The sequence below is a fragment of the Alteromonas lipotrueae genome (assembly GCF_019249215.1).
GTDB lineage: Bacteria > Pseudomonadota > Gammaproteobacteria > Enterobacterales > Alteromonadaceae > Alteromonas > Alteromonas lipotrueae.
In genome coordinates, this window is sequence record NZ_JAESDI010000011.1 from 124180 (window position 1) to 143473 (window position 19294).

16 protein-coding genes are annotated in these 19294 nt (G+C 42.4%); 8 read left to right on the forward strand and 8 right to left on the reverse strand.

What is annotated here, in order from left to right; genetic code table 11:
* The first annotated feature begins 286 nt into the window (after window positions 1-286).
* On the forward strand, window positions 287-523 hold the full coding sequence (locus tag JKP82_RS14530) for a hypothetical protein (RefSeq protein ID WP_218397587.1): 237 nt from the start codon (window positions 287-289) through the stop codon (window positions 521-523).
* Window positions 524-795: 272 nt separating this feature from the next.
* Entirely contained in the window at window positions 796-1182 is a 387-nt protein-coding gene (locus JKP82_RS14535; protein WP_218397588.1) for a hypothetical protein, read from the forward strand.
* 291 nt (window positions 1183-1473) lie between these two features.
* On the opposite strand, the gene JKP82_RS14540 is transcribed toward JKP82_RS14535, so the two are convergent.
* A complete protein-coding gene (locus JKP82_RS14540; RefSeq protein ID WP_218397590.1) occupies window positions 1474-2241 on the reverse strand; it encodes a hypothetical protein in 768 nt (255 codons plus the stop codon).
* 633 nt (window positions 2242-2874) lie between these two features.
* On the opposite strand from JKP82_RS14540, the gene JKP82_RS14545 reads away from it, so the two are divergent.
* On the forward strand, window positions 2875-3690 hold the full coding sequence (locus JKP82_RS14545; protein ID WP_218397592.1) for an AAA family ATPase: 816 nt from the start codon (window positions 2875-2877) through the stop codon (window positions 3688-3690).
* A 353-nt stretch (window positions 3691-4043) separates the two neighbouring features.
* The gene (locus JKP82_RS14550) at window positions 4044-4487 is read left to right on the forward strand and encodes an SRPBCC family protein (RefSeq protein WP_218397595.1); all 444 of its coding nucleotides are present in this window, start codon (window positions 4044-4046) and stop codon (window positions 4485-4487) included.
* A 134-nt stretch (window positions 4488-4621) separates the two neighbouring features.
* On the opposite strand, the gene JKP82_RS14555 is transcribed toward JKP82_RS14550, so the two are convergent.
* The 4 genes from JKP82_RS14555 to JKP82_RS14570 form a co-directional block, all read right to left on the reverse strand.
* Window positions 4622-4897: a DUF1330 domain-containing protein gene (locus JKP82_RS14555; protein ID WP_220099964.1), complete on the reverse strand. Its 276-nt coding sequence runs from the start codon at window positions 4895-4897 to the stop codon at window positions 4622-4624.
* A 151-nt stretch (window positions 4898-5048) separates the two neighbouring features.
* Window positions 5049-6569, reverse strand: a complete 1521-nt coding sequence (locus JKP82_RS14560; RefSeq protein WP_218397597.1) for a tryptophan halogenase family protein — start codon at window positions 6567-6569, stop codon at window positions 5049-5051.
* On the reverse strand, window positions 6547-8235 hold the full coding sequence (locus JKP82_RS14565) for a tryptophan halogenase family protein (RefSeq protein ID WP_159534214.1): 1689 nt from the start codon (window positions 8233-8235) through the stop codon (window positions 6547-6549). Before JKP82_RS14565 ends, JKP82_RS14560 begins: the two co-directional genes overlap by 23 nt.
* 159 nt (window positions 8236-8394) lie before the next feature.
* Window positions 8395-11331: a TonB-dependent receptor gene (locus JKP82_RS14570; protein ID WP_246604401.1), complete on the reverse strand. Its 2937-nt coding sequence runs from the start codon at window positions 11329-11331 to the stop codon at window positions 8395-8397.
* A 518-nt stretch (window positions 11332-11849) separates the two neighbouring features.
* Here JKP82_RS14570 and JKP82_RS14575 point away from each other — a divergent pair.
* The 4 genes from JKP82_RS14575 to JKP82_RS14590 all read left to right on the forward strand — a co-directional run bounded on the left by JKP82_RS14575 (window position 11850) and on the right by JKP82_RS14590 (window position 16508).
* On the forward strand, window positions 11850-13187 hold the full coding sequence (locus JKP82_RS14575; protein ID WP_159534764.1) for a GH1 family beta-glucosidase: 1338 nt from the start codon (window positions 11850-11852) through the stop codon (window positions 13185-13187).
* A 21-nt stretch (window positions 13188-13208) separates the two neighbouring features.
* Window positions 13209-14741, forward strand: a complete 1533-nt coding sequence (locus tag JKP82_RS14580) for an MFS transporter (RefSeq protein ID WP_218397601.1) — start codon at window positions 13209-13211, stop codon at window positions 14739-14741.
* A gap of 73 nt (window positions 14742-14814) precedes the next feature.
* Window positions 14815-15816: a LacI family DNA-binding transcriptional regulator gene (locus tag JKP82_RS14585; RefSeq protein WP_159534220.1), complete on the forward strand. Its 1002-nt coding sequence runs from the start codon at window positions 14815-14817 to the stop codon at window positions 15814-15816.
* A gap of 143 nt (window positions 15817-15959) precedes the next feature.
* Window positions 15960-16508: a nuclear transport factor 2 family protein gene (locus JKP82_RS14590; protein WP_159534222.1), complete on the forward strand. Its 549-nt coding sequence runs from the start codon at window positions 15960-15962 to the stop codon at window positions 16506-16508.
* Window positions 16509-16544: 36 nt separating this feature from the next.
* Here JKP82_RS14590 and JKP82_RS14595 read toward each other — a convergent pair whose 3' ends face one another.
* The 3 genes from JKP82_RS14595 to JKP82_RS14605 all read right to left on the reverse strand — a co-directional run bounded on the left by JKP82_RS14595 (window position 16545) and on the right by JKP82_RS14605 (window position 19265).
* The gene (locus JKP82_RS14595) at window positions 16545-17180 is read right to left on the reverse strand and encodes a YiaD family glycine zipper/OmpA-like lipoprotein (protein WP_159534224.1); all 636 of its coding nucleotides are present in this window, start codon (window positions 17178-17180) and stop codon (window positions 16545-16547) included.
* Between the two features lie 478 nt (window positions 17181-17658).
* Window positions 17659-18852: a cyclic di-GMP phosphodiesterase gene (locus JKP82_RS14600; RefSeq protein WP_159534226.1), complete on the reverse strand. Its 1194-nt coding sequence runs from the start codon at window positions 18850-18852 to the stop codon at window positions 17659-17661.
* A gap of 74 nt (window positions 18853-18926) precedes the next feature.
* Window positions 18927-19265 carry an MGMT family protein gene (locus JKP82_RS14605; protein WP_159534228.1) on the reverse strand — a complete coding sequence of 113 codons (339 nt, stop codon included), beginning with the start codon at window positions 19263-19265 and terminating at the stop codon, window positions 18927-18929.
* Between the last annotated feature and the right edge of the window lie 29 nt (window positions 19266-19294).

Consider the following 19294-nt stretch of genomic DNA (forward strand, 5'->3'; position numbering starts at 1 on the left):
ATAAGCGCATATTGGGTAAAGATGTGTTTAGGTAGGGAACATAATTAGGCATGGCTGAACTTAGTCTAGTTTGGCTTAGCGATACAATTATTTAGTGATGAGTTTGAGATTAATTTATATTGCAATCAAACGGTTTATCTATGTCCCTATATCACCCTTTTGAATTCTATTTTTACTTTTCTTCAGCAAAGCACTTGTAGGCGTCTAACGACTACAAAAGTGCTTTCAAAACCTAGCATTTTTGCGACAATTTGTCAGTAACTTAACGTTATTAGTGGTGATTTTTATGGGGTTAATTAGCTTCTTGTTTGGTTCTGACGATTCAGTTTCTAATAGTGAGCAAAGTGTAAATGTAGATGGCTCACCAATGTGTGGCAGTGTTGATATAAATGGGAACCCATACGGGGTGACCTCCATAGGTGATGGTATTGATCATAACTCGTGCTTTGATAACGACTTTTCTAGTTCGGATACCTTTAACACCTTTGATGATTCAAGTTGTGGCGGGGTTGATGATTGGTAAGTGAAGCATAATCATAATTTATTTTTTGTTTTTTTTATTTGTAAGATGACTTCACCGACGCTTGAGATATGAGTCATCTGGTGATCACCTAAATATATAGCCAGCTCTGACTACTAAGGAAAACACACTATGGAAAGCCGAGATTCGAAAGCTAGCCACTTTTAACTTTAGCGTTAACGTGACGCTCAAAAAAAACGAGAAAGTATGATGAAAACCAGCTAATTACCATAGCATGAACCTTGTTACTCATAGGCCAACTACTTTGAGTAACAATGATGACAGATACAATTGAGTTTTTTAAACGTTACGCACGCCAATCTCGAAGTCCTTGGGACGATGTATCGCGTGTGGTTATGATGTTTCAACCTGACTCGAAACAAGGCATTTATCTGCACTTGGGTGGATCAGGCATTAACGGCATTTCTCTCAGTAAAGAACTTCAGTCTAGACTGCCAAAAGCTTTACAAAGCCAATATATTGGAGCTAGTGATATAGACGTTGTATTACACCTATTTGAGACAGATATCTCGGAATACTGCATTGACAATGTAAGCACTAAAGCTTTCAAACGAATATTCTTGGTAGATCAGCGAGGGTTCTTTTCTGATGCGTCTAAAACCGTATGGAAGAAATCATATCAGCAATTTTTGGCTAGTTAGTAAACTAGCATCGCCGCCCTGTTTGGGCGGTTTTTTATTTGTTAAAACTCCCGAACATCAGCAGTTTTAATATTTCGCCCCCATAGTTACTACGTATAGATGTACAGGTTAACTTTGCGGCTTTTGCAGGCTGCGGCTCATTCAATCACGAATGACATATTAAAGCTGGGTATGCAAACCTCGGCACCTTTGAGCTTTCTTATGGCGGTATGCCTTGATTGTCTCTTCCTGATACAAATAAAGGCAGGATTGCGGAATATCGCTTCACCTGCCTTTTCCCTCTCAACTAACTTAGAAAGCCCAAAACGATTCGTATAGCTCAGCTATAAGCTGCTTGCTATAAACATACTTGATGTGCGCTTCAAAAAATGATCTTTCAAGATTGTTTTCTGGTTCATCAAAGAGCTTGTTGTGAATACGCTCAGCATCTTTGACGTATCTGCGCTTGTGGCTAATCATCAAAATTCTGTTCACTTTATTTTCTTCAGAAATCGCAGTTTTGTAGCGACGGATAATATCTAAACGATACGGAATTGTTTTCGAAGAGCATTCAACTTCAAGACCTATTAACTCTTCACCATTATAAACAATTGCGTCAAGACGACGCTTGCGTCCAGTTCCGTCTTTGCTTTGCTCTGATTCATTTACAAAGAACTGATACTCCCCTGACTTTACGCCTCTAGCAACAAGGTACTGAACCATCAAATCATGATTTAACTCTTTTTTAGGAAAACCGGAAGACTTAACACCATATTTGAAGTCTTGCTGATGGAAATCCTCCAACATACGTAGCCCTGCTGGTTTTAATATAAATACCCGCTTATCTCGGCAAGAATAGACTGGCACTTCGCCGACAGCACCCTCGTCTACATATCGACGAAGCATTCTATTCACGACAGAGCGATCTAGCCCCCACAATGCGACTAATACCGATGGACTGGTATACCCCCAACGGAGTATCCAATCAAGCATACAATACAGTTTTGCTTGATGCTTGGCTTGTGTTGATTTCGACTGGATGTATCTTGATAAGATACCTCTTTCATATACTGTGATCATAAAACATTCCTTTGTTTCTTGTTTAATTAAGTAGCAGCAAGGTATGCGAATTACCTTCAACTGAGGTGCTGGGGACTGATTTATTGCAGGCAATCAGAAGAAGGCAAGAGAAACTATCGTTTTAAATACAACAAGAAAGGAGACAATCACTAACTCCTTGTTTCCATTGATACATCAATTACAACTGCGGCATTGATTCCATCACTGACGTCACTGATTAGCGCATCTCCACTTACCCTATGGGAGCGGAGCAACCCGCTTCGGGAAACTTCGGAGGTGAATACACCGAACCAGGTTGCTCCGCTCGCCTATGGCGACTTGAGATGCGCTTTTGCATTTTTCAAATGGCTCTCGCTGCAAAATCAACTTCGTTATTTTTTGCTTACGCGGTTTGTTGTTTAACTGCGTTAAAGTTTTTTTTTTCATGATGCTTCGCCTAATGAGTTTATGAAGCTTTGCAAGCTCTACTTACTAATAAGCACTCCCCCCTTTAAAGGGGGGAGTGCTTATTAGTAAGTTTCTTTGATGCAAATTTTGGTGATTTTTATAAAAGACTGTTCGAATCAAAATAATTTGCACAACCTAATCTTAGATATTTGCTCACAACAATTATTATTTTTAACAAGGAAAAGAATGAGCCAATTATCTTTTGATTTTGATGAGCAGCAAGAATCTAACACACCTGGGAATTCGGGTGTTGGAGAGTGTATTAATGCGATATTGTCAGCAGATATCGAACCTCCCAATATAATTGTCCCAAACTTTTTAGTATCGGGTGAAGCCACTATGCTCGCTGCATTGGCAGGAGGAGCAAAGACGATTACTACACAGTATATTGCAGCATGTGTCGCTACAGGAACACCCTGCTTTGGTATGACAGCAACGAAGCCTGAACCTGTACTGTTTGTTGATTCAGAGCTTAGTAAATATCAAATACAGCAAAGGTTTAAGCTAATTTATGATTATTTAGGCAAAAGACCAACTAAGGGTTATTTGAAAATTATTCATAAAAGGTCTTTTAAATCTGGTATACCAGATCTTACTCACCCTGATGGTTTTGAAAAACTGATGCCAGACATAAGAGCATCCAAAGTGGTCATCTTAGATAACCTGTCTTCGCTGTATCGCTCAGCAGAGGAACTATCACAAAATGACTGGAACTATTACAACGACTGCTTAGATGAGCTAAGAGAACTAAACAAAGCAGTTTTAGTTCTTCATCATACCGACAAAGACTCCAGAAACTATCGTGGTCATTCTGAAATTGCACGTGCAATTGATAACATCTTGATCGCTATTAAAGATAAAAAACAAAGCACTGATTCTAAGACTGTAATTAAAGTAAGGAAGCCTAAAAGCAGGCATGGCGCTAATAATGATGAGTTGATGACTTTCGAGTTCGGTGACGTCTCTTGCGATGGAAAATTCAAAATGCAAAGAGTATTTTAATATAGTTAGGCAATTAAGAAGTGGTGACTTAACGGTGATTAACTCATGAATCACTAGATAAATTTAACTTTCAAGATATTGAATATATTAGATATTATTATTTAAATCAGTAAGAAAATTCAGAATATAGAATAAAGCTCTCTAGCGCTTGGTAAATCGAACAATAAACTTAGAAACCTCGCTATATCGCGAGGTTTTTTTAAGCTTTTACCATAAGTACTCTTAGCGCCTTCCCTACCTATAGTTACAAATCAAAAGAGGTTATTTGAGCTATATATCTGTTGCTTTATATTTGAGTAAGCAGTGAGTAAATCAGTCGTACTCAATAACAATAAATTCATCAGGGGCAGTGGATGTTTTCAATTCATGTAGAGCGCATTATCGACCAGCCAATAGACTTTGTTTTTGCCACGTTAAGTGACCATGCAAACTATGCACAATTTAAAGGCGTGGAAGCATCCAACCTTATTGTTGAAGGTAAGTTGGAACAAAATGGTCTTGGTGCTGTGCGAGAGATTATTGCGGGTGGAGCCAACTTGCATGAAGAAATAGTCGCTTACGATCCTCCCTATAAATTGGGTTATAAAGTGGTGAAGTCAAAACCACTTCCTTATGATCACCAATTAGGTGAAATTACGTTGAAAGAAATCGACGGCAAAACCCATGCGACATGGCGCTCGGTAGGCCACATCACCGTTTTTGTTTTAGGTAGTTTATATTTCGATAAGCAAATTCAAAAAAATGGTGGCAAAGCCTTCGGCAGTATTCTAAAGCAGATTGGGAATATGCCACGCTAATTGATAACACTTCCATTCGCACTAGGCCGAGCTTGGATAGAAAACTAATCTACACACTTCCGGCATAGTGCTTACGGCGTGTTGTTAAAGAGCCAACGCGACACTAATGCCGCGGACACTGCGCTAACGCAATATCAGGCTTTGCCTTCAATCAAAAAGTGATTACTGATGGTGCCGGCTTGACGCCCTTTTAAATGGGGAAGATAAGCTGGGTCTGACATAAACGCTTTACCAGCATCTACAGATGGCCATTCAATAATAACCCGCGCCGCTTCTTTATTACCGCTACCTTCTACAAATTCGTAGTTAGTGCTATTAGCTAAATATACCCCACCGTGTTTCGACACTATGTCACCCACGCTTTCCATATACGCTGGAACCCAACTCTCATCTTTAACGATTACATCCAATACTGAGTAAGCGTTATTGGCAACGTCTTTACTAATTTAGGCGCTAATGCTTAACGTTAGCTATAGCTTAGCAGTTCACAATAACTAAATAATTAGCCTAATCATTGAATGAGTTTATGGCGAAACAGAATAATCAAATTCGCTGTATTAATTACAGGTATTTCTCAAGGAAGTCTTGATGAGACGGTAACGCTGATACCTGGTTGTCTACCTGCTGTTTTAAGCCGGCTAGAAACCGCTCAAGTTCGGTTTCAGACATTTCATCGGCCACCCTATGGTATTGCTGTGGCACCACGCCTTGCCCCATCATAACTTGTGTCCATGAATCTACGCGGAAAATATCACCGTCATCTAAGAACACTCTCCCAGTTTGTTTAAACAGATTTATTTTGTGGGTGAGGGAGGACGGAATGTCCATGCTATTGCAATGTTCCCAGAATGGGCTGTCTTTTCGGTTGGTCACTTTATAATGCATCACAATAAAATCGAGAATGGCTGCCATTTCACTGTTGTACTTATTATTGTATTCATTTACCGTCGATTGGGTTATTCCATCAAATGGAAACAAGCGCATTAAGCGTACAATACCGGTCATGATCAGGTGAATACTAGTAGACTCCAAAGGTTCGATAAAACCACTGGCTAACCCTAATGCAACACAGTTTTTATTCCACCCTAACCGACGTTTACCTGGTGTAAATCTTATAATTCTTGGTTCATTTAGAGTTTCGCCTTCAATGGCACTTAATAAGGTGTCTTTGGCTTCGTCATCGCTCATATAATTACTGCAATACACTAAACCATTGCCCACTCGATTTTGAAGCGGAATTTTCCAGCGCCATCCCGCAGTATGTGCCACACTTTTTGTATAAGGAATGGGCGCGCCCGTCGACGCGGTTTGTACTGCCAAAGCACTGTCGCAGGGAAGCCAATGGCTCCAGTTTTCATACCCGGTATGAAGTGATTTTTCTATCAACAGTCCTTTAAACCCAGTGCAATCGATAAATAAATCGCCTGTAACTTCCTGACCATCCGATAGCTTTACACTAGATATACAACCAGTATGTGAGCATTTACTTACATGTTGAATATCACCTTCAATATGCGTCACTCCCGCATCTACTGCCAGCCCTTTTAAAAAGCGTCCGTAAGCCACGGCATCAAAGTGATAGGCAAAGTTCATTGGCATGCGTTCGCCATAGGCAAACTTGCCTTCTTGTGCCGCTTTTAATTCGGTGCAGTAGTCACCAAAGTCACCACCAAAACCAAGGGCTTTTGCTCGCAGCCAAAAGTGATGAAATTCGCCCGCCCAGCACTCTCGACCCGTTACGCCAAATGAATGAATATAACTGTGATCTTGCTCTCGCCAGTTTTCAAACTCTATACCCAGTTTAAAGGTGGCATTGGTGGCACGCATAAAGGCTTTTTCGTCTATGCCTAATAACTTGTGAAAAGTGCGAATAGGAGGAATTGTCGCCTCGCCCACACCAACAATACCTATATCTTTAGATTCCACCAGCGTAATGGATAGTGATTTGCCAAGTAACTTTGAAAGCGCAGCAGCGGCCATCCAGCCAGCGGTGCCGCCCCCTGCAATTACTACACGCTTCACTGGGCTGTTTTTCGCCCCTGTACCCATAGCGTTTAGATTATCGGAAACCGATGACATCATGGCGAGGTCCTTCTTTCTTGTCGTTATTATTTGCTGTGGTGTCTTTCTCTAATTGATGAGAAATGGCGGAGAGTAAATCGCGGTTGGTCGGCAACCCAGCAAGTAGTTGGCTTTTGCCTTGTTGTAGACTTTGTTTTAACGCGAAGGCTTTTTTAACCATGTTGCTGTTTTTATCAAGCTGTCTGTCGTTGGTGTGAAACCCCATACCGTACAAAATGTATTGATAGCTTGCCGAGGGAAAGATTTCTTCGTTTTCAATAAGATCGTAACGAGAAGGGGCTTGATATTGCCACAAATCGAGTAGCGCGTTTAGCGAATCTGGAATGCTTGACTCGCTTCGCTGTGCCAACCAATAGGGCTCTTCTCTTTCGCTTAACACATAGTGTAGTTTTAAAAAGTCGATAACTCTTTCCCAGCGATAGGTAAAACGCTGATTGTAACGCGTGGCCACGTGGCTCATGTGTTGTCGGTTCTGCGGAAACTGGTCGCACAGCATGCGAATACCTAGCTCAACCATCGCAATTGCCGAGGCCTCTAACGGCTCGATAAAGCCTGCTGACATTCCCATACCAATACAATTATTTACCCAAAACTGCTTTCGATAGCCTGGGTCAAACTGTAAATGTCTATATTTAAGGTTTTCTATTTCACTTTGGGGTAACCGCTTCGCCAAGTGCTCGCGCAAGAGAGATTCTGCGTTTTCCTCGCTTGCATAGTCACTGGCATACACTAGCCCCACACCACGACGGTGTTGCAAGCCAATATCCCATGTCCATCCGCAGGTTTGGGCAGTGGCGATTGTCGTTGAAGCAATTGTATCGGCGGAAGCCTTTATGTCGCTGCTGCCATAAGGCACCTGTACTGCCACGGCGCGGTTATTTAGCAGCACCGACGACACTGAATGCCATGGCACATGATAATGTTTGTCGATTAATAGCCCTTGTTGACCGCTACAATCAATAAACAAGTCACCTTTTATCGTATCGCCGTTTTCAGTCACCAGCGACTCGATATCGCCATTATCCTGACCAACCACATTCGCAATATGTGCTTGGGTGTGCTTTACACCTAGGTTGTTTTTACAATGGTTGGTGAGCAAGGTTGCCAGTGCAGTGGCATCAAAATGATAGCCGTAATTGAGCACGTAGGCATATTCTGGTGTTGAGCTTTGCTTTGGTGCTAGCCCAGCATCACAAATATCGGGTTGTAAGCAGAAACTTTGCTCAAACGATTCGCTGCTGAAAAGCTGTTGCCAGCAACGGTGAATATCCAGTTCAGTATAGCCTGTGGGTGTAGTGAAAGGGTGTTGGTATTTGTCATCTTGATGGCCGTTTCGCCAACCCGCAAAGGTAGAGCCTTGTTTGAAGGATGCATTACAACAAGTAAGAAAATCCGCTTCCTTGATACCTATTTCTTGAAGTGTATCTCGTAACGAAGGCCAAGAGCCTTCTCCCACGCCGATACTTGGCACATTAGGCGATTCCACCAGTGTAATGTGTATGGCGCTTTCATCACTGATGTTTTGTGCGTGGTTTGGGTTGTTGCTATTGGTATTTGTTCTGTTGCTTATTCTTTTACCCAGCCTAGCGGCTAATACTCCAGCGCACAGCCAACCAGCGGTTCCACCGCCCACAATGACTACATGCTTAATAGGTTGGTTCGACACTGTTTACCCTTTTCATTTTTTGTAGGGGGTTGTTTCTTTATTACTAAGCGTTGTGTTTAATTTAGTATTTTCTTTAGGATCCACTATGACAAAAAAGCCCATTGAGGTGCAATACATTCCACCCCAATAGGCCATTTATCAATTTAGCTTACCAGTTACTTAGAAGGTGTAACGAGCACCCAATGCGTAACGTGCGCCTAATTCATCTAGTTTCCATAGCATTGCGCTAGTTCTTCCGTGTCGACGAATATTTTCATCGGTAATGTTTATCCCTTCGAACGATACCGTCAATGCGTCCGTCACCTCATACGACATACTAAAATCAATTTGTGAGTATGCTTCAGTATAACCTGGCTCATTCACATATTGAGACGTCGTATCAAGGAACTTATCACGCCAGTTATAGGCAATACGTGCTTGAAGTGCATCCATTTCATACATGAATATCAGGTTAGCGGTATCACTTAAGCCGACTAGCGCAAACTGAGTAATACTTGGGTTAGCGTTGTTATCAAACCCGATGTCACCGGTAACCGTTGTATAGTTCGCTTGAATACCAAAACCGGTATCGCCGAAGAAGTGCTGTGCAGCCAGCTCAAATCCGTAAATATTGGCGTTTTTGTTATTCACAGGCTTCGAATTGATAAAAGTCATCAATGGGTCATCACCATTTGGAATAATGTCGTATTCCGCTTCGAACTGTTCGTCGGTCATAGAGTCGTAATCGACACCATTTTCCATTGCAGCGACCATGTTAAATAACGAGGTATCGCTGATAGGAATGCCGCGGGCTTCAAGTTCGTCCATAGCTGCCTGTGCACGAGGACCTGCCGTAGCATCCGTCAACCCAAATATGTTCTCTTCAACTTGTTCGTTACCAATAAAGTTTTTAACCCGTTTATCGTAAAAACCTACTGATACGTAGCTGGTTTCATCAAAGTAATATTCTAGCGATAAATCTACATTGTCTGACTCAAGAGGTATTAGGGCAGGGTTACCTGAACTCGCCGTAGCCGTTGGGCCATCGCTAAGGAGGGTGGGGCTACTTGGCGTACCAACAGTAGAAGCCGCACTTAAGTTGTTATAAGTCGGTCTAGCAATGGTTTTGCTATAGGAGAAACGCGCAATCACATTTTCCATCACTTCGATATCGAAATCTAACGCAGGAAGGAAATGGTCATAGCTTGAATCAACTTCAACATCTTCCATGTCGCTACCAAAACGAACGTTAAAGTCGTTGTTACCTTCCCATGCGATCCCGCTAGGTAGGCTGATATTCGCAATAGACGTGACATCCGTATTTTCGTAACGAATACCGGTCAATAAGTTGTATTCCATACCATTGAGTTCACCGGATAAATCGAGTTCAAAATAAACCGATGTAATATCTTCTTCAATAGTCCGGTTAGTGGCAAATGGGTTGTTGGCAAGTAAATCGAAACCATACTCTTGGGCAGCGAAGGCACCAATTTCAGCCACGCTTCCGGTAAACCCTTGTGAAAACATACCTGTGGTATTGAAGTCGCTAAATTCACTGGCTAAATCGAGAGGGGTTAATGAACCTGCTGGCAATTCACCTGGATTTTCAATACCCCAGTTACCCATAGTATGTCGGGTTAGTGATTGTAGTGATGTACTTTCCATAGCACGAGATTCAATACCGAAGTTAATACTTCCGGTATCCATAGCATAACTACCGTCAATGCGAGCTTGGGTAATTTCCGTTTCTTGCGAAGCAAAGTTCATATCAAGAATTGATGTACCCACATCGTCTTGGTCAAGCACGCCGTTTCCGTTTAGATTCGTACGAGAAACATCGTCGAAATCTAGCATCATGATAGGGAATTCACCGGAGAAATCGACACCTTGACCGCGGGCAACGTTCGCACCAAGACCAAGGTTTGTCCATGTACCGTAAGGTGAATCTGGTCTACCTTCTGCAGTAGAATTATGCAAGTCGAAATGCAGCGTTAAATCATCGGTAGCAAAGTATTTAACGTTAAAACCTACTGACTTATTTTCGTTAACCTGATTAAGCTCTTGTATCGCTAAGCCTAAGTCACGAGGCAATAAATCTCTACGCTCTTGCGTAATCAGCACGGGTGTTTTAACCGTATTGTCATCGAAGGTTAGGTTAGTAAAGTAACGGTCGTCCATCCAAATCGACTGTTCTGCACGAGCTTCATATAAGTCTTGTTTTGAATACGTGTAGTCTAGGGTAGCCACGAGATCATCACTTGGCGCATACTGAAAAGTAAGCTGGGCGTTTGTACGCTCACGCTCTCTGTCCGCCATGTAGTAACGTAAATCTGAAGGGATACCAAATAATTGCCCCATCGCTGGTGCATTATTTAAAACGATAGGATCACCACTATCTGGATTAGCCGGATCTGGAGACTGTGGTACCGTGCCATTAAATGGATTTACTCGCCATTCATTGACGAATGCGCCTTGTGCGGCACTATCACGTTGCTGATAAGAACCAGTAAAGGTTACGCCGAATTTTCTGTCGTCGTCTAAGTAGTTAATAAAACCAGATAACTCTGGCGTGACATCGTCACCCACGCGGTTTGTGGTGTCGTGTAATGCTTTCGCGCCTACGCTGGCCATGATCCCAGTTTCAGAAGCATCAAATGGTCTTGCGGTACGAATATTAACTGAGGCACCAATACCACCAGTAGCTATACTTGCGCGACCGGTTTTATAAACCTCTACAGCACGAACACTTTCAGATGCTAAATCAGAAAAGTTAAATGCACGGGAATTACCAACACTACCACCATTAGGTAAAGCGGCGCCTGGCATCGTTCTTCCATTTAGCGTCACCATATTGAAATCTGGTCCGAAACCACGTGCCGTAATTTGGCTACCTTCACCGTTATTTCGGCTTATTGATATGCCCGTAATACGTTGAAGGGATTCCGCCAAGTTAGTATCAGGAAATTTACCAATGTCTTCAGCGGAGATAGCATCAACAACACCCGCTGAATCACGCTTAATGCCCATCGATTCTTGAACACTGCTTCGAATCCCAGATACTTGAATGACTTCTATATTGTCACTTTCGCTAGCCTCCTGTGCTTGTACTGGGAACATCAGGCCTGTTCCCAATATTAAAGACAGACTAGTAGCGATTTTAGATTTGTATAGCTTGTTATGTGTCACTGTCTTTCTCTCTTATGTTGTGCTGAGTGATGAGCGCTTCCCAAGAAAGGGCTTTCTCAGGTTTACCAACGAAACACCCACAGGAGAAAGCGCTTTCTCAAAACTAAGACATCCCAGACTAAAGATCAACATATTTTTCACACAAAGTTCACAACGAAAACCCAACTTTACATCGCCTATTTATTAAAAATTAAATTTATAATTAAAAATCAGCGATTTAAAGTCTTATCCGAAGCGGCCATACCGAGCGCCCCCAGTCCAAATGTAAACGGTGATTTTTCAACGTAAAGATAAAAAATAACAACTTTACAAAGAAAGCGCTTTCTCAAAATGTTGAGTTCATGCTATAAACAAAATAGGTGAAGTCATCTGTTGCGCTTATCTCTCAAGCATTACTAAATCTTCACCCTGCTACATTATCCAGAATTGTAATAGGACCCTATGAAATGATGAAAGACATCGAGCTACCCAAAACAAGCCCAATGCTAGATAAACAATTTACATTTGGAACAGCGACTTCTTCTTTTCAAATAGAAGGGGATGCTGAAAATCGAATGGAAAGTATTTGGGACGTTTTTTGCCGCACGCCCGGGGCAGTAGCTGATGATTCTGATGGTGTTGTAGCTTGTGAGCATATTCTTAGGTGGCGTGATGATGTTGAAATGCTCAAACAACTTGGTGTAGATGCGTATCGCTTTTCTATTTCTTGGCCACGAGTGATGAATCAGGATGGAGAGCTAAATGAGAAGGGCGTTTCTTTTTATATTCAATTACTTGACGTGCTAAATGAGGCGAATATAAAACCATTCGTCACTCTTTATCATTGGGATTTACCACAGTATTTAGAGGAAAAAGGCGGGTGGCTGTATCGTCAAACCGCTTACGATTTTGCAAACTATGCAGACAAAATTACTGCAGCCCTTGGTGAGCGAGTTTATTCCTATGCTACCTTCAACGAACCATTTTGTTCTGCATATTTAGGCTATGAAATTGGTGTGCATGCGCCTGGACGGAAAGGAAGAAAGTTCGGTCGAACTGCCGCTCATCACATTTTACTCGCCCACGGATTAGGTATGCAGGTGCTAAGGAAAAATGCACCTGATGCCTTAAACGGTATCGTGTTAAATTTTACGCCATGCTATAGCGCATCAGATTCAGACGCCGATAAGCTCGCCACGGAAATGGCAGATCAATATATAAATCAATGGTATATGCAACCAATAATGGAAGGGAGTTATCCCTATGTTATCGACGCATTAGCAGACAATGACAAGCCACCTATTGAATCAGGCGACATGGAAATTATTTGCCAGCCTTTAGATTTTCTTGGCATTAACTTCTATACCCGTCTTCATTACTCTGCACCACATAAAGCAGAAGACTTATTTCACGAGCACGCCCACAAAGCACCCATGACGGATATTGGTTGGGAAATTTACCCGGAAGCCTTGCGTGAACTACTCGTTTCTTTACATGAACGCTATAACCTCCCCCCTGTATACATTACCGAAAACGGGGCTGCCATGGCAGATGTAGTTCAAGATGGTATGGTAGACGACGAAGATAGAATAGACTATTACATTGGCCACCTAAATGCAGTTAACGAAGCGATTGAATCTGGAGTGAAAGTGAGTGGTTACTTCGCCTGGAGCCTCATGGATAACTTCGAATGGGCAGAGGGCTATGAAAAGCGGTTCGGGCTCGTATACGTCGATTTTAATACGCAAGAGCGTACTTTCAAAAATAGCGCGAAGGCTTACCAACGTTTATTAGCTAGTCGTAAATAACAAATACAAAAGGAACACGCTGTGGATCATTCGTTGAGTGTAAGGGAAAAGATTGGTTATGGGTTGGGCGATGCAGCGGCTAATTTAGTCTGGCGCGGCGCCCTTGCTTACTTAGCGGTGTTTTACACAGATACCTTTGGGTTAACTGCTGCTGCGGCTGCCATGCTTTTTCTTGTGGTACGTCTTACGGATGGCGTTACTGACATCATCATGGGAATGATTGCCGATAGAACGCAAACTAAACTCGGTAAATTTCGACCCTGGATATTAGGCTCTACCCCTTTTTTAGGCTTATTCATGGTGCTGTGTTTCACCACACCTGATTTTTCTTATACGAATAAGCTCATCTATGCCTACCTAACCTACATAGGGCTAACCTTAGCTTACACGGTTAATAACGTACCCTATTCAGCGCTAATGGGCGTAATGACAAGCGACGACCGAGAGCGAACCAGTTTATCCGGCTTTCGGTTTGCTGGGGCTTTTATGGGAGGACTGCTCGTCATGGGGTGCTTACCTATGCTAGTTGCGTTCTTCGGTGAAGGTAATACTGCAAAGGGTTATCAATATGCCATGTACCTTTTTGCTACTCTCTTAGTCGCATTGATGTTCACGACTGTGGCCACCACCAAGGAGAGGGTTCCAGTAGTGCAAAACGACGGAGCAAGCTTACTTCGAGAACTAAAAGACTTGTCTCGTCAGCTGCCTTTAATTCTGCTCCCACTGTCGGCCATTACTGCCTTTTTCTATTATCGAAATTGGCCAAGTGGCATCGCTTTCGTTGTGGTCATTTCAATAACATCCATCTTTATTAAGCGCCTTGTAAATCGACCTGAAGCGAGCAATAGTCGTTCACAACAAGACATCATTGATTTACTTACCAATAAACCCTGGGTCATTTTGCTAGGCATGGGCTTCCTTACTATGATGTTTAACGGCATAAAGTACGGTGTCATTGCCTATTACTTTAAGTACTACATTGGTGATGAGTTGCTCACCGGATATTATTTTATTGCCTTATTGGTGGTATCGATATTAGGCGCTTTGGCCACGTCAGCATTATCGCGTTTTATGGGCAGGAAAAAGCTATTTATTCTCTCGTTATTGGCTAGCAGCGCCCTGACATGTGCAATTTACTTTGTGCCACAAGGTTCTGTGACGGGCATATTTGTATTGGGATGTAGTGCGGAGTTTTTCGCTGCGATCATGCCAACCTTATTCTTTTCCATGCTTGGCGACTCTGCAGATTATAACGAATGGCGTACAGGCCGAAGAGCGACAGGCTTAGTTTATTCAGCAGGCTCTTTTGTACAGAAAACCGGTGGAGGCTTTGCAGGTGCTCTAGTTCTGTTGGTGCTAGGAAGTTATGGTTATGACGGCATGCAAGTCGATTCTATATCGCAAACCTTACCTGGCATGCAAGCATTGATGAGCTGGATACCTGCCTGTTTCGGTATAGCCGGCGCACTCCTTATTATGCTTTATCCGCTTACCGATGCGCGACAGCAAGAAGTAACAGAGACTTTACTTAAGCGACGTAGCGCAACTGCCTGAATAACGGCATAATGCATAAAAAATGCGAACATGGCATTAATGAGCATCAAAACTAAGTTAGGGGAAGTAATACGTGGCAACAATCTATGAAGTAGCTGATAAGGCAGGGGTATCGTTGTCGACGGTATCTCGGGTGTTAAACGGTAAAACTACTGTGAACCCCGCCTTAAAAGCCAAGGTTGAAGAAGCCATGTTAGCGCTAAACTATCGCCCAAATTCTGTCGCCCGTTCACTGGCCACCAGCCGTTCAGATAGCGTAGGCATTCTGGTATCAGAATTAAACTCGCCATTTTTTGGCGACTTGATGCAAGCGGTAGAGTCAACCCTAAGAGCCGCTGATAAGCACGTTATTATTACGGTAGGGCACAATAATTTAGAAACCGAACAAGATGCCGTCGAGTTTTTAATTGGTCGTAATTGCGATGCTATTATTATGCATGCAGAAGCAATGAGCGATGAATACTTGCAAACGCTTAATTCATCTCGTCTCCCAATTTCTTTGGTTAACCGCCAAGTTGAAGGTGTGGGTGAGGGATGTATTGTGTTAGACAATGAAAAAGGCGGCTATTTAGCCACGCAGCACCTTATTAGCTTAGGCCATAAAAATATTGGTTATATATCGGGCCCATCTGATAAATGCGATGCCAATCAACGATTAGCGGGTCATAAGCGCGCGCTTAAAGAAGCAGGAATACCCTTTACGCCGAACTTGGTGTTTGAAGGAAACTACGCCGAAGAAGACGGCAAAGCAGGTCTATTAGAGTTACTTTCTGGAGACTCGCCTTTTTCAGCGCTGGTATGTGCGAATGATTGGATGGCCTCAGGCGCAATGAGTTGTGCGAGAGATTTAGGAATGAACCTGCCTCAAGATTTGTCTATCGTAGGTTTTGATGATGCCGTTTTTGCTCACCATGTTTTCCCACGCCTAACCACGGTTAGCAATCCTATCTCTGACATGGCCGCAATGTCAGCACGTCATATTTTAAATGTAGTTTATGGCTACAAAGATGAGGTAAAAACCTTGTTTCAACCTTCACTGATAATACGAGAGTCCACCATGACCTTCGAAGCCTAAGTACTCCCTGCACGTGCTCCCCATAATTGCCCATTAACACATAAGTAATACATAAACTGCTCTATGGCGCTGTTTCTATTTAAGATAAACTGCTTCTTCACTGTTTCATGTGAAACCTTTGATGCCCTTAGGGAGCGAGTTATATGCGTTTAACTATTACCGTCATTTTATTTCTAAGTTGTTTTAATGCATTTGCTGCTGAGGTATTAACCTCGACGACACAACTTCATACTAGTAACCAAGTTCAAAGTAGTAAAGTTCAGCCATTGTTAGAAGCCGAAGAAAAGGTAAATAAGGTGCTCGACTTACTGCACCAAATGGCCTCTGACGCGAACTTCGACGAATACTTCTCTCTATACAGCGACAATGCTGTTTTCATAGGTACAGATGCTTCTGAGGTATGGACTATTAGTGTTTTTAAAGCATACGCACAACCTCATTTTTCGAAAGGGCGGGGTTGGACATATATCCCTCATTCAAGACATATATATTTTTCAAATAATCGCGATGTGGCGTGGTTCGATGAACGTCTAGATAACGATAGCTTAGGACTAACACGTGGAACCGGTGTATTAATACTCGAAAACAATGAGTGGAAAGTCAGCCAATACCACTTAACCATTCCCATTCCAAATGCGCTAGCCGATAGTGTTGCTGAGCAAATTAAATCGCATAGAGAAAAGGGCCAATAAAGGCCCTTTTTTAATTTTTATTGCTAGCAATTATAGCTACGACTGAGTTAGCGGCTGAATTTCTAGTTCTACACGACGGTTCATCGACCTGTTTGCAGCAGTGTCGTTTGGCACTTTAGGCTGATATTCACCCATACCTACTGTGGTGATACGCGTAGAGTTGACGCTGTAATTCAATAACACGTTCCTAACCGCGCCAGCACGGCGCTCAGACAAACCTTGGTTATACTGCTCCGAGCCTGTGTCATCAGTATGGCCTTTTATCATCAGTACTGTTTTTTCGTAGTTATTTACTACCTTGGCGACATCTTGAAGTACTGGGTTAAAGTTAGGGCTGATAGAAGAACTGTCTGTGGCAAACGTTATATCACCAGGCATGATCAAACGTAAGTTGTCACCTTCTCGAACCACTTGAACTCCGGTATCGGATAATTCGCTACGAAGCGCTTCTTCTTGCTTATCCATGTATCCGCCAATCGCGCCACCCGCAATAGCGCCAACCGCCGCACCCCAAGCGTAGCGACTTTTATCATTATCTCCCGTTGCCTTGCCTAACAATGCGCCCATGACAGCACCTATGGCTGCACCTTTCTGAGAATTTGATGGATCGTTAGCACAGCCTGCAACGGCTAAAGATGCCGCAATTAAAGTAATTCCTATCGTTTTTTTCATAACATCCTCGGTACGTCGTTATCAACTTTTAAAGTGAACGCGATCTTACGCTTACTTTTAAACTTTCCAATTATTTGCTCGTATCACTACTATTTTTACTGTTAAAAAAACTACCGCCAATATCTATTCAATAGTTTGCAGCAATATGCATTCCACATTCATCAACTGCCATGAGTGTAACCAATAAACCAAAATCATTAAGGGCATTATAGAGGAAGTTAACTGAACGTAAGCTAAATGGCATCGGGTAAAGCAGGCTGCACAACGCCATGTTATAACAGACTGTATTTTGATATGCACTTGCAAACCACGCTTGTAAACTCGCTAAAGTTAGGTAATTAAGTTGTAAATTGCGAGCGTGTTTGTAAGGGGTACAGACATAAGCAACTTTTTTACTTAGTCGCTTTTACCCGACAGTGTATGCCGAAGGTCTGACGAATTTGCGCGCTATTTTTGTTCTTTAAGTCTCTTTAAGCGCTTACCCGATAGATACCGAGCGTTCGAAAAAGGCTTTCACATCAATTTTATAGTCAGAAGCAATAGCCGCTTTTGAGACCTTAACGTTTTTTTCCGAGGCTAAATCGATATCTTTCGGCTCAAGAAAGTGTGCATTTCGAACAGAGTAAAATACCTTAACTTTAGGCGCTAATGGCGAGTCTGTTTGTTCCATCACCATGGCAAGTCGTTCATTCGACAGCAGTACTAGGCTTCCTACCGGATAAATACCCATGCATTTAATAAATTGTTGTACCAATGGTAAGTCCAATTGAGACGGCGCATCACTTAGTAAAATAGAAAACGCTTTTTGGCTCGACATACCAGATTTGTAAACTCTATCTGCGGTTAGGGCATCATACACATCCGCAATAGCCAACATACGGCCTTCACGACTGATATTATCGCCTTTAGTGCCCATAGGGTACCCTAAACCATCTAAGCGCTCATGATGCTCGCTGATAGCTCTAATTAGCGTCTTGTCTAAGTCGGTACCATTTAAATAATCTACACCATGTTTAACATGCCCTTTCATGATGTCCATTTCACCATCAGTTAAGCGGCCAGGCTTATGCAGAATTTCATCCGGTATTTGAATTTTACCCAAATCATGTAGAAAACCTGAATATGAAAGATCTTGAACTTCACTTTCGGACATCCCTAAATGACGACCAAAATTAGCCAGCAATATGGCGACATTTAAAGAATGCTCTAGGAGGTAATCGTCTTTTTCACGAATTTTCGTCAAACACAGCAACGCATCGGGATTACGGTCTATCGACGAAACCAGCTTCGCTGAAAATTCTTTAGGAATACTACTATCAAAGGGCTGTGTTTTTTTAACACTGTTAAGAAGTTGCTTCTGGATGCGCTTACCTTGTACATGCAACTTAGTCGCGCGGGTCAATTCGTTTTCAAGACTTGCCTTGGGCGCTTTCTCTTCGCCTTTTTTGCTTACCGGTACTTCGTTTGTAGGCGTAGATTTAGTTGATGATACGCTAAAGGCTTTATCGGTATCGACAACAAGGGTTAACACTCCCCTTTTTTTAAGGGTATCAGCAACAGCCTGCGAGGTAACTCGCCCTTGGCTTTTAACTGAAAGCTGACCTTTTTGCTCCAGTATTTGATGAACAAACATCCCTGGCTTTAAGTCTTTTATAGTGATTTTTTTTAGCATTATGAGTGAGGTACCACTTTTAAAAAAACGCCACACCTAACGGTGATAAATTGTGCTACACATGAATATTTAACTTACTGGTCAAGTTCTGCGAGTAAAGTATATAAACTAGGCTTCCAACCATAAGTTTTCATGTTCACTCTATGGTTTCTAACTAAAACACCTTCCGATACTAGCAATGAACGTTGCTCTTCTGCAGGTTCAGACCCCAACGGAAATGCTATTTTCCCATCAGCTCTTACAACTCGATGCCAATGAGTAGTAACATAGGAGTCTTTCAAGTACTTTCCTACAAGTCTAGCTCTACCCGGCAAACCTGCAAGGTCTGCTAACTGACCATAGCTGACGACATAACCACTAGGTACAATTGAAAGTGTTTTTAATATTCTGGATTCTACTGCTACATTAGCCATATTGCATATTATCCATTCTACCTATTTTC

What these genes read in the sequence shown, in the direction of transcription:
- JKP82_RS14530 (WP_218397587.1), top strand. Translation starts at nt 287, where the DNA reads ATGGGGTTAATTAGCTTCTTGTTTGGTTCTGACGATTCAGTTTCTAAT.
- JKP82_RS14535 (WP_218397588.1), top strand. Translation starts at nt 796, where the DNA reads ATGATGACAGATACAATTGAGTTTTTTAAACGTTACGCACGCCAATCT.
- JKP82_RS14540 (WP_218397590.1), bottom strand. Translation starts at nt 2,241, where the DNA reads ATGATCACAGTATATGAAAGAGGTATCTTATCAAGATACATCCAGTCG.
- JKP82_RS14545 (WP_218397592.1), top strand. Translation starts at nt 2,875, where the DNA reads ATGAGCCAATTATCTTTTGATTTTGATGAGCAGCAAGAATCTAACACA.
- JKP82_RS14550 (WP_218397595.1), top strand. Translation starts at nt 4,044, where the DNA reads ATGTTTTCAATTCATGTAGAGCGCATTATCGACCAGCCAATAGACTTT.
- JKP82_RS14560 (WP_218397597.1), bottom strand. Translation starts at nt 6,569, where the DNA reads ATGATGTCATCGGTTTCCGATAATCTAAACGCTATGGGTACAGGGGCG.
- JKP82_RS14570 (WP_246604401.1), bottom strand. Translation starts at nt 11,331, where the DNA reads ATGTTCCCAGTACAAGCACAGGAGGCTAGCGAAAGTGACAATATAGAA.
- JKP82_RS14575 (WP_159534764.1), top strand. Translation starts at nt 11,850, where the DNA reads ATGAAAGACATCGAGCTACCCAAAACAAGCCCAATGCTAGATAAACAA.
- JKP82_RS14590 (WP_159534222.1), top strand. Translation starts at nt 15,960, where the DNA reads ATGCGTTTAACTATTACCGTCATTTTATTTCTAAGTTGTTTTAATGCA.
- JKP82_RS14595 (WP_159534224.1), bottom strand. Translation starts at nt 17,180, where the DNA reads ATGAAAAAAACGATAGGAATTACTTTAATTGCGGCATCTTTAGCCGTT.
- JKP82_RS14600 (WP_159534226.1), bottom strand. Translation starts at nt 18,852, where the DNA reads ATGCTAAAAAAAATCACTATAAAAGACTTAAAGCCAGGGATGTTTGTT.
- JKP82_RS14605 (WP_159534228.1), bottom strand. Translation starts at nt 19,265, where the DNA reads ATGGCTAATGTAGCAGTAGAATCCAGAATATTAAAAACACTTTCAATT.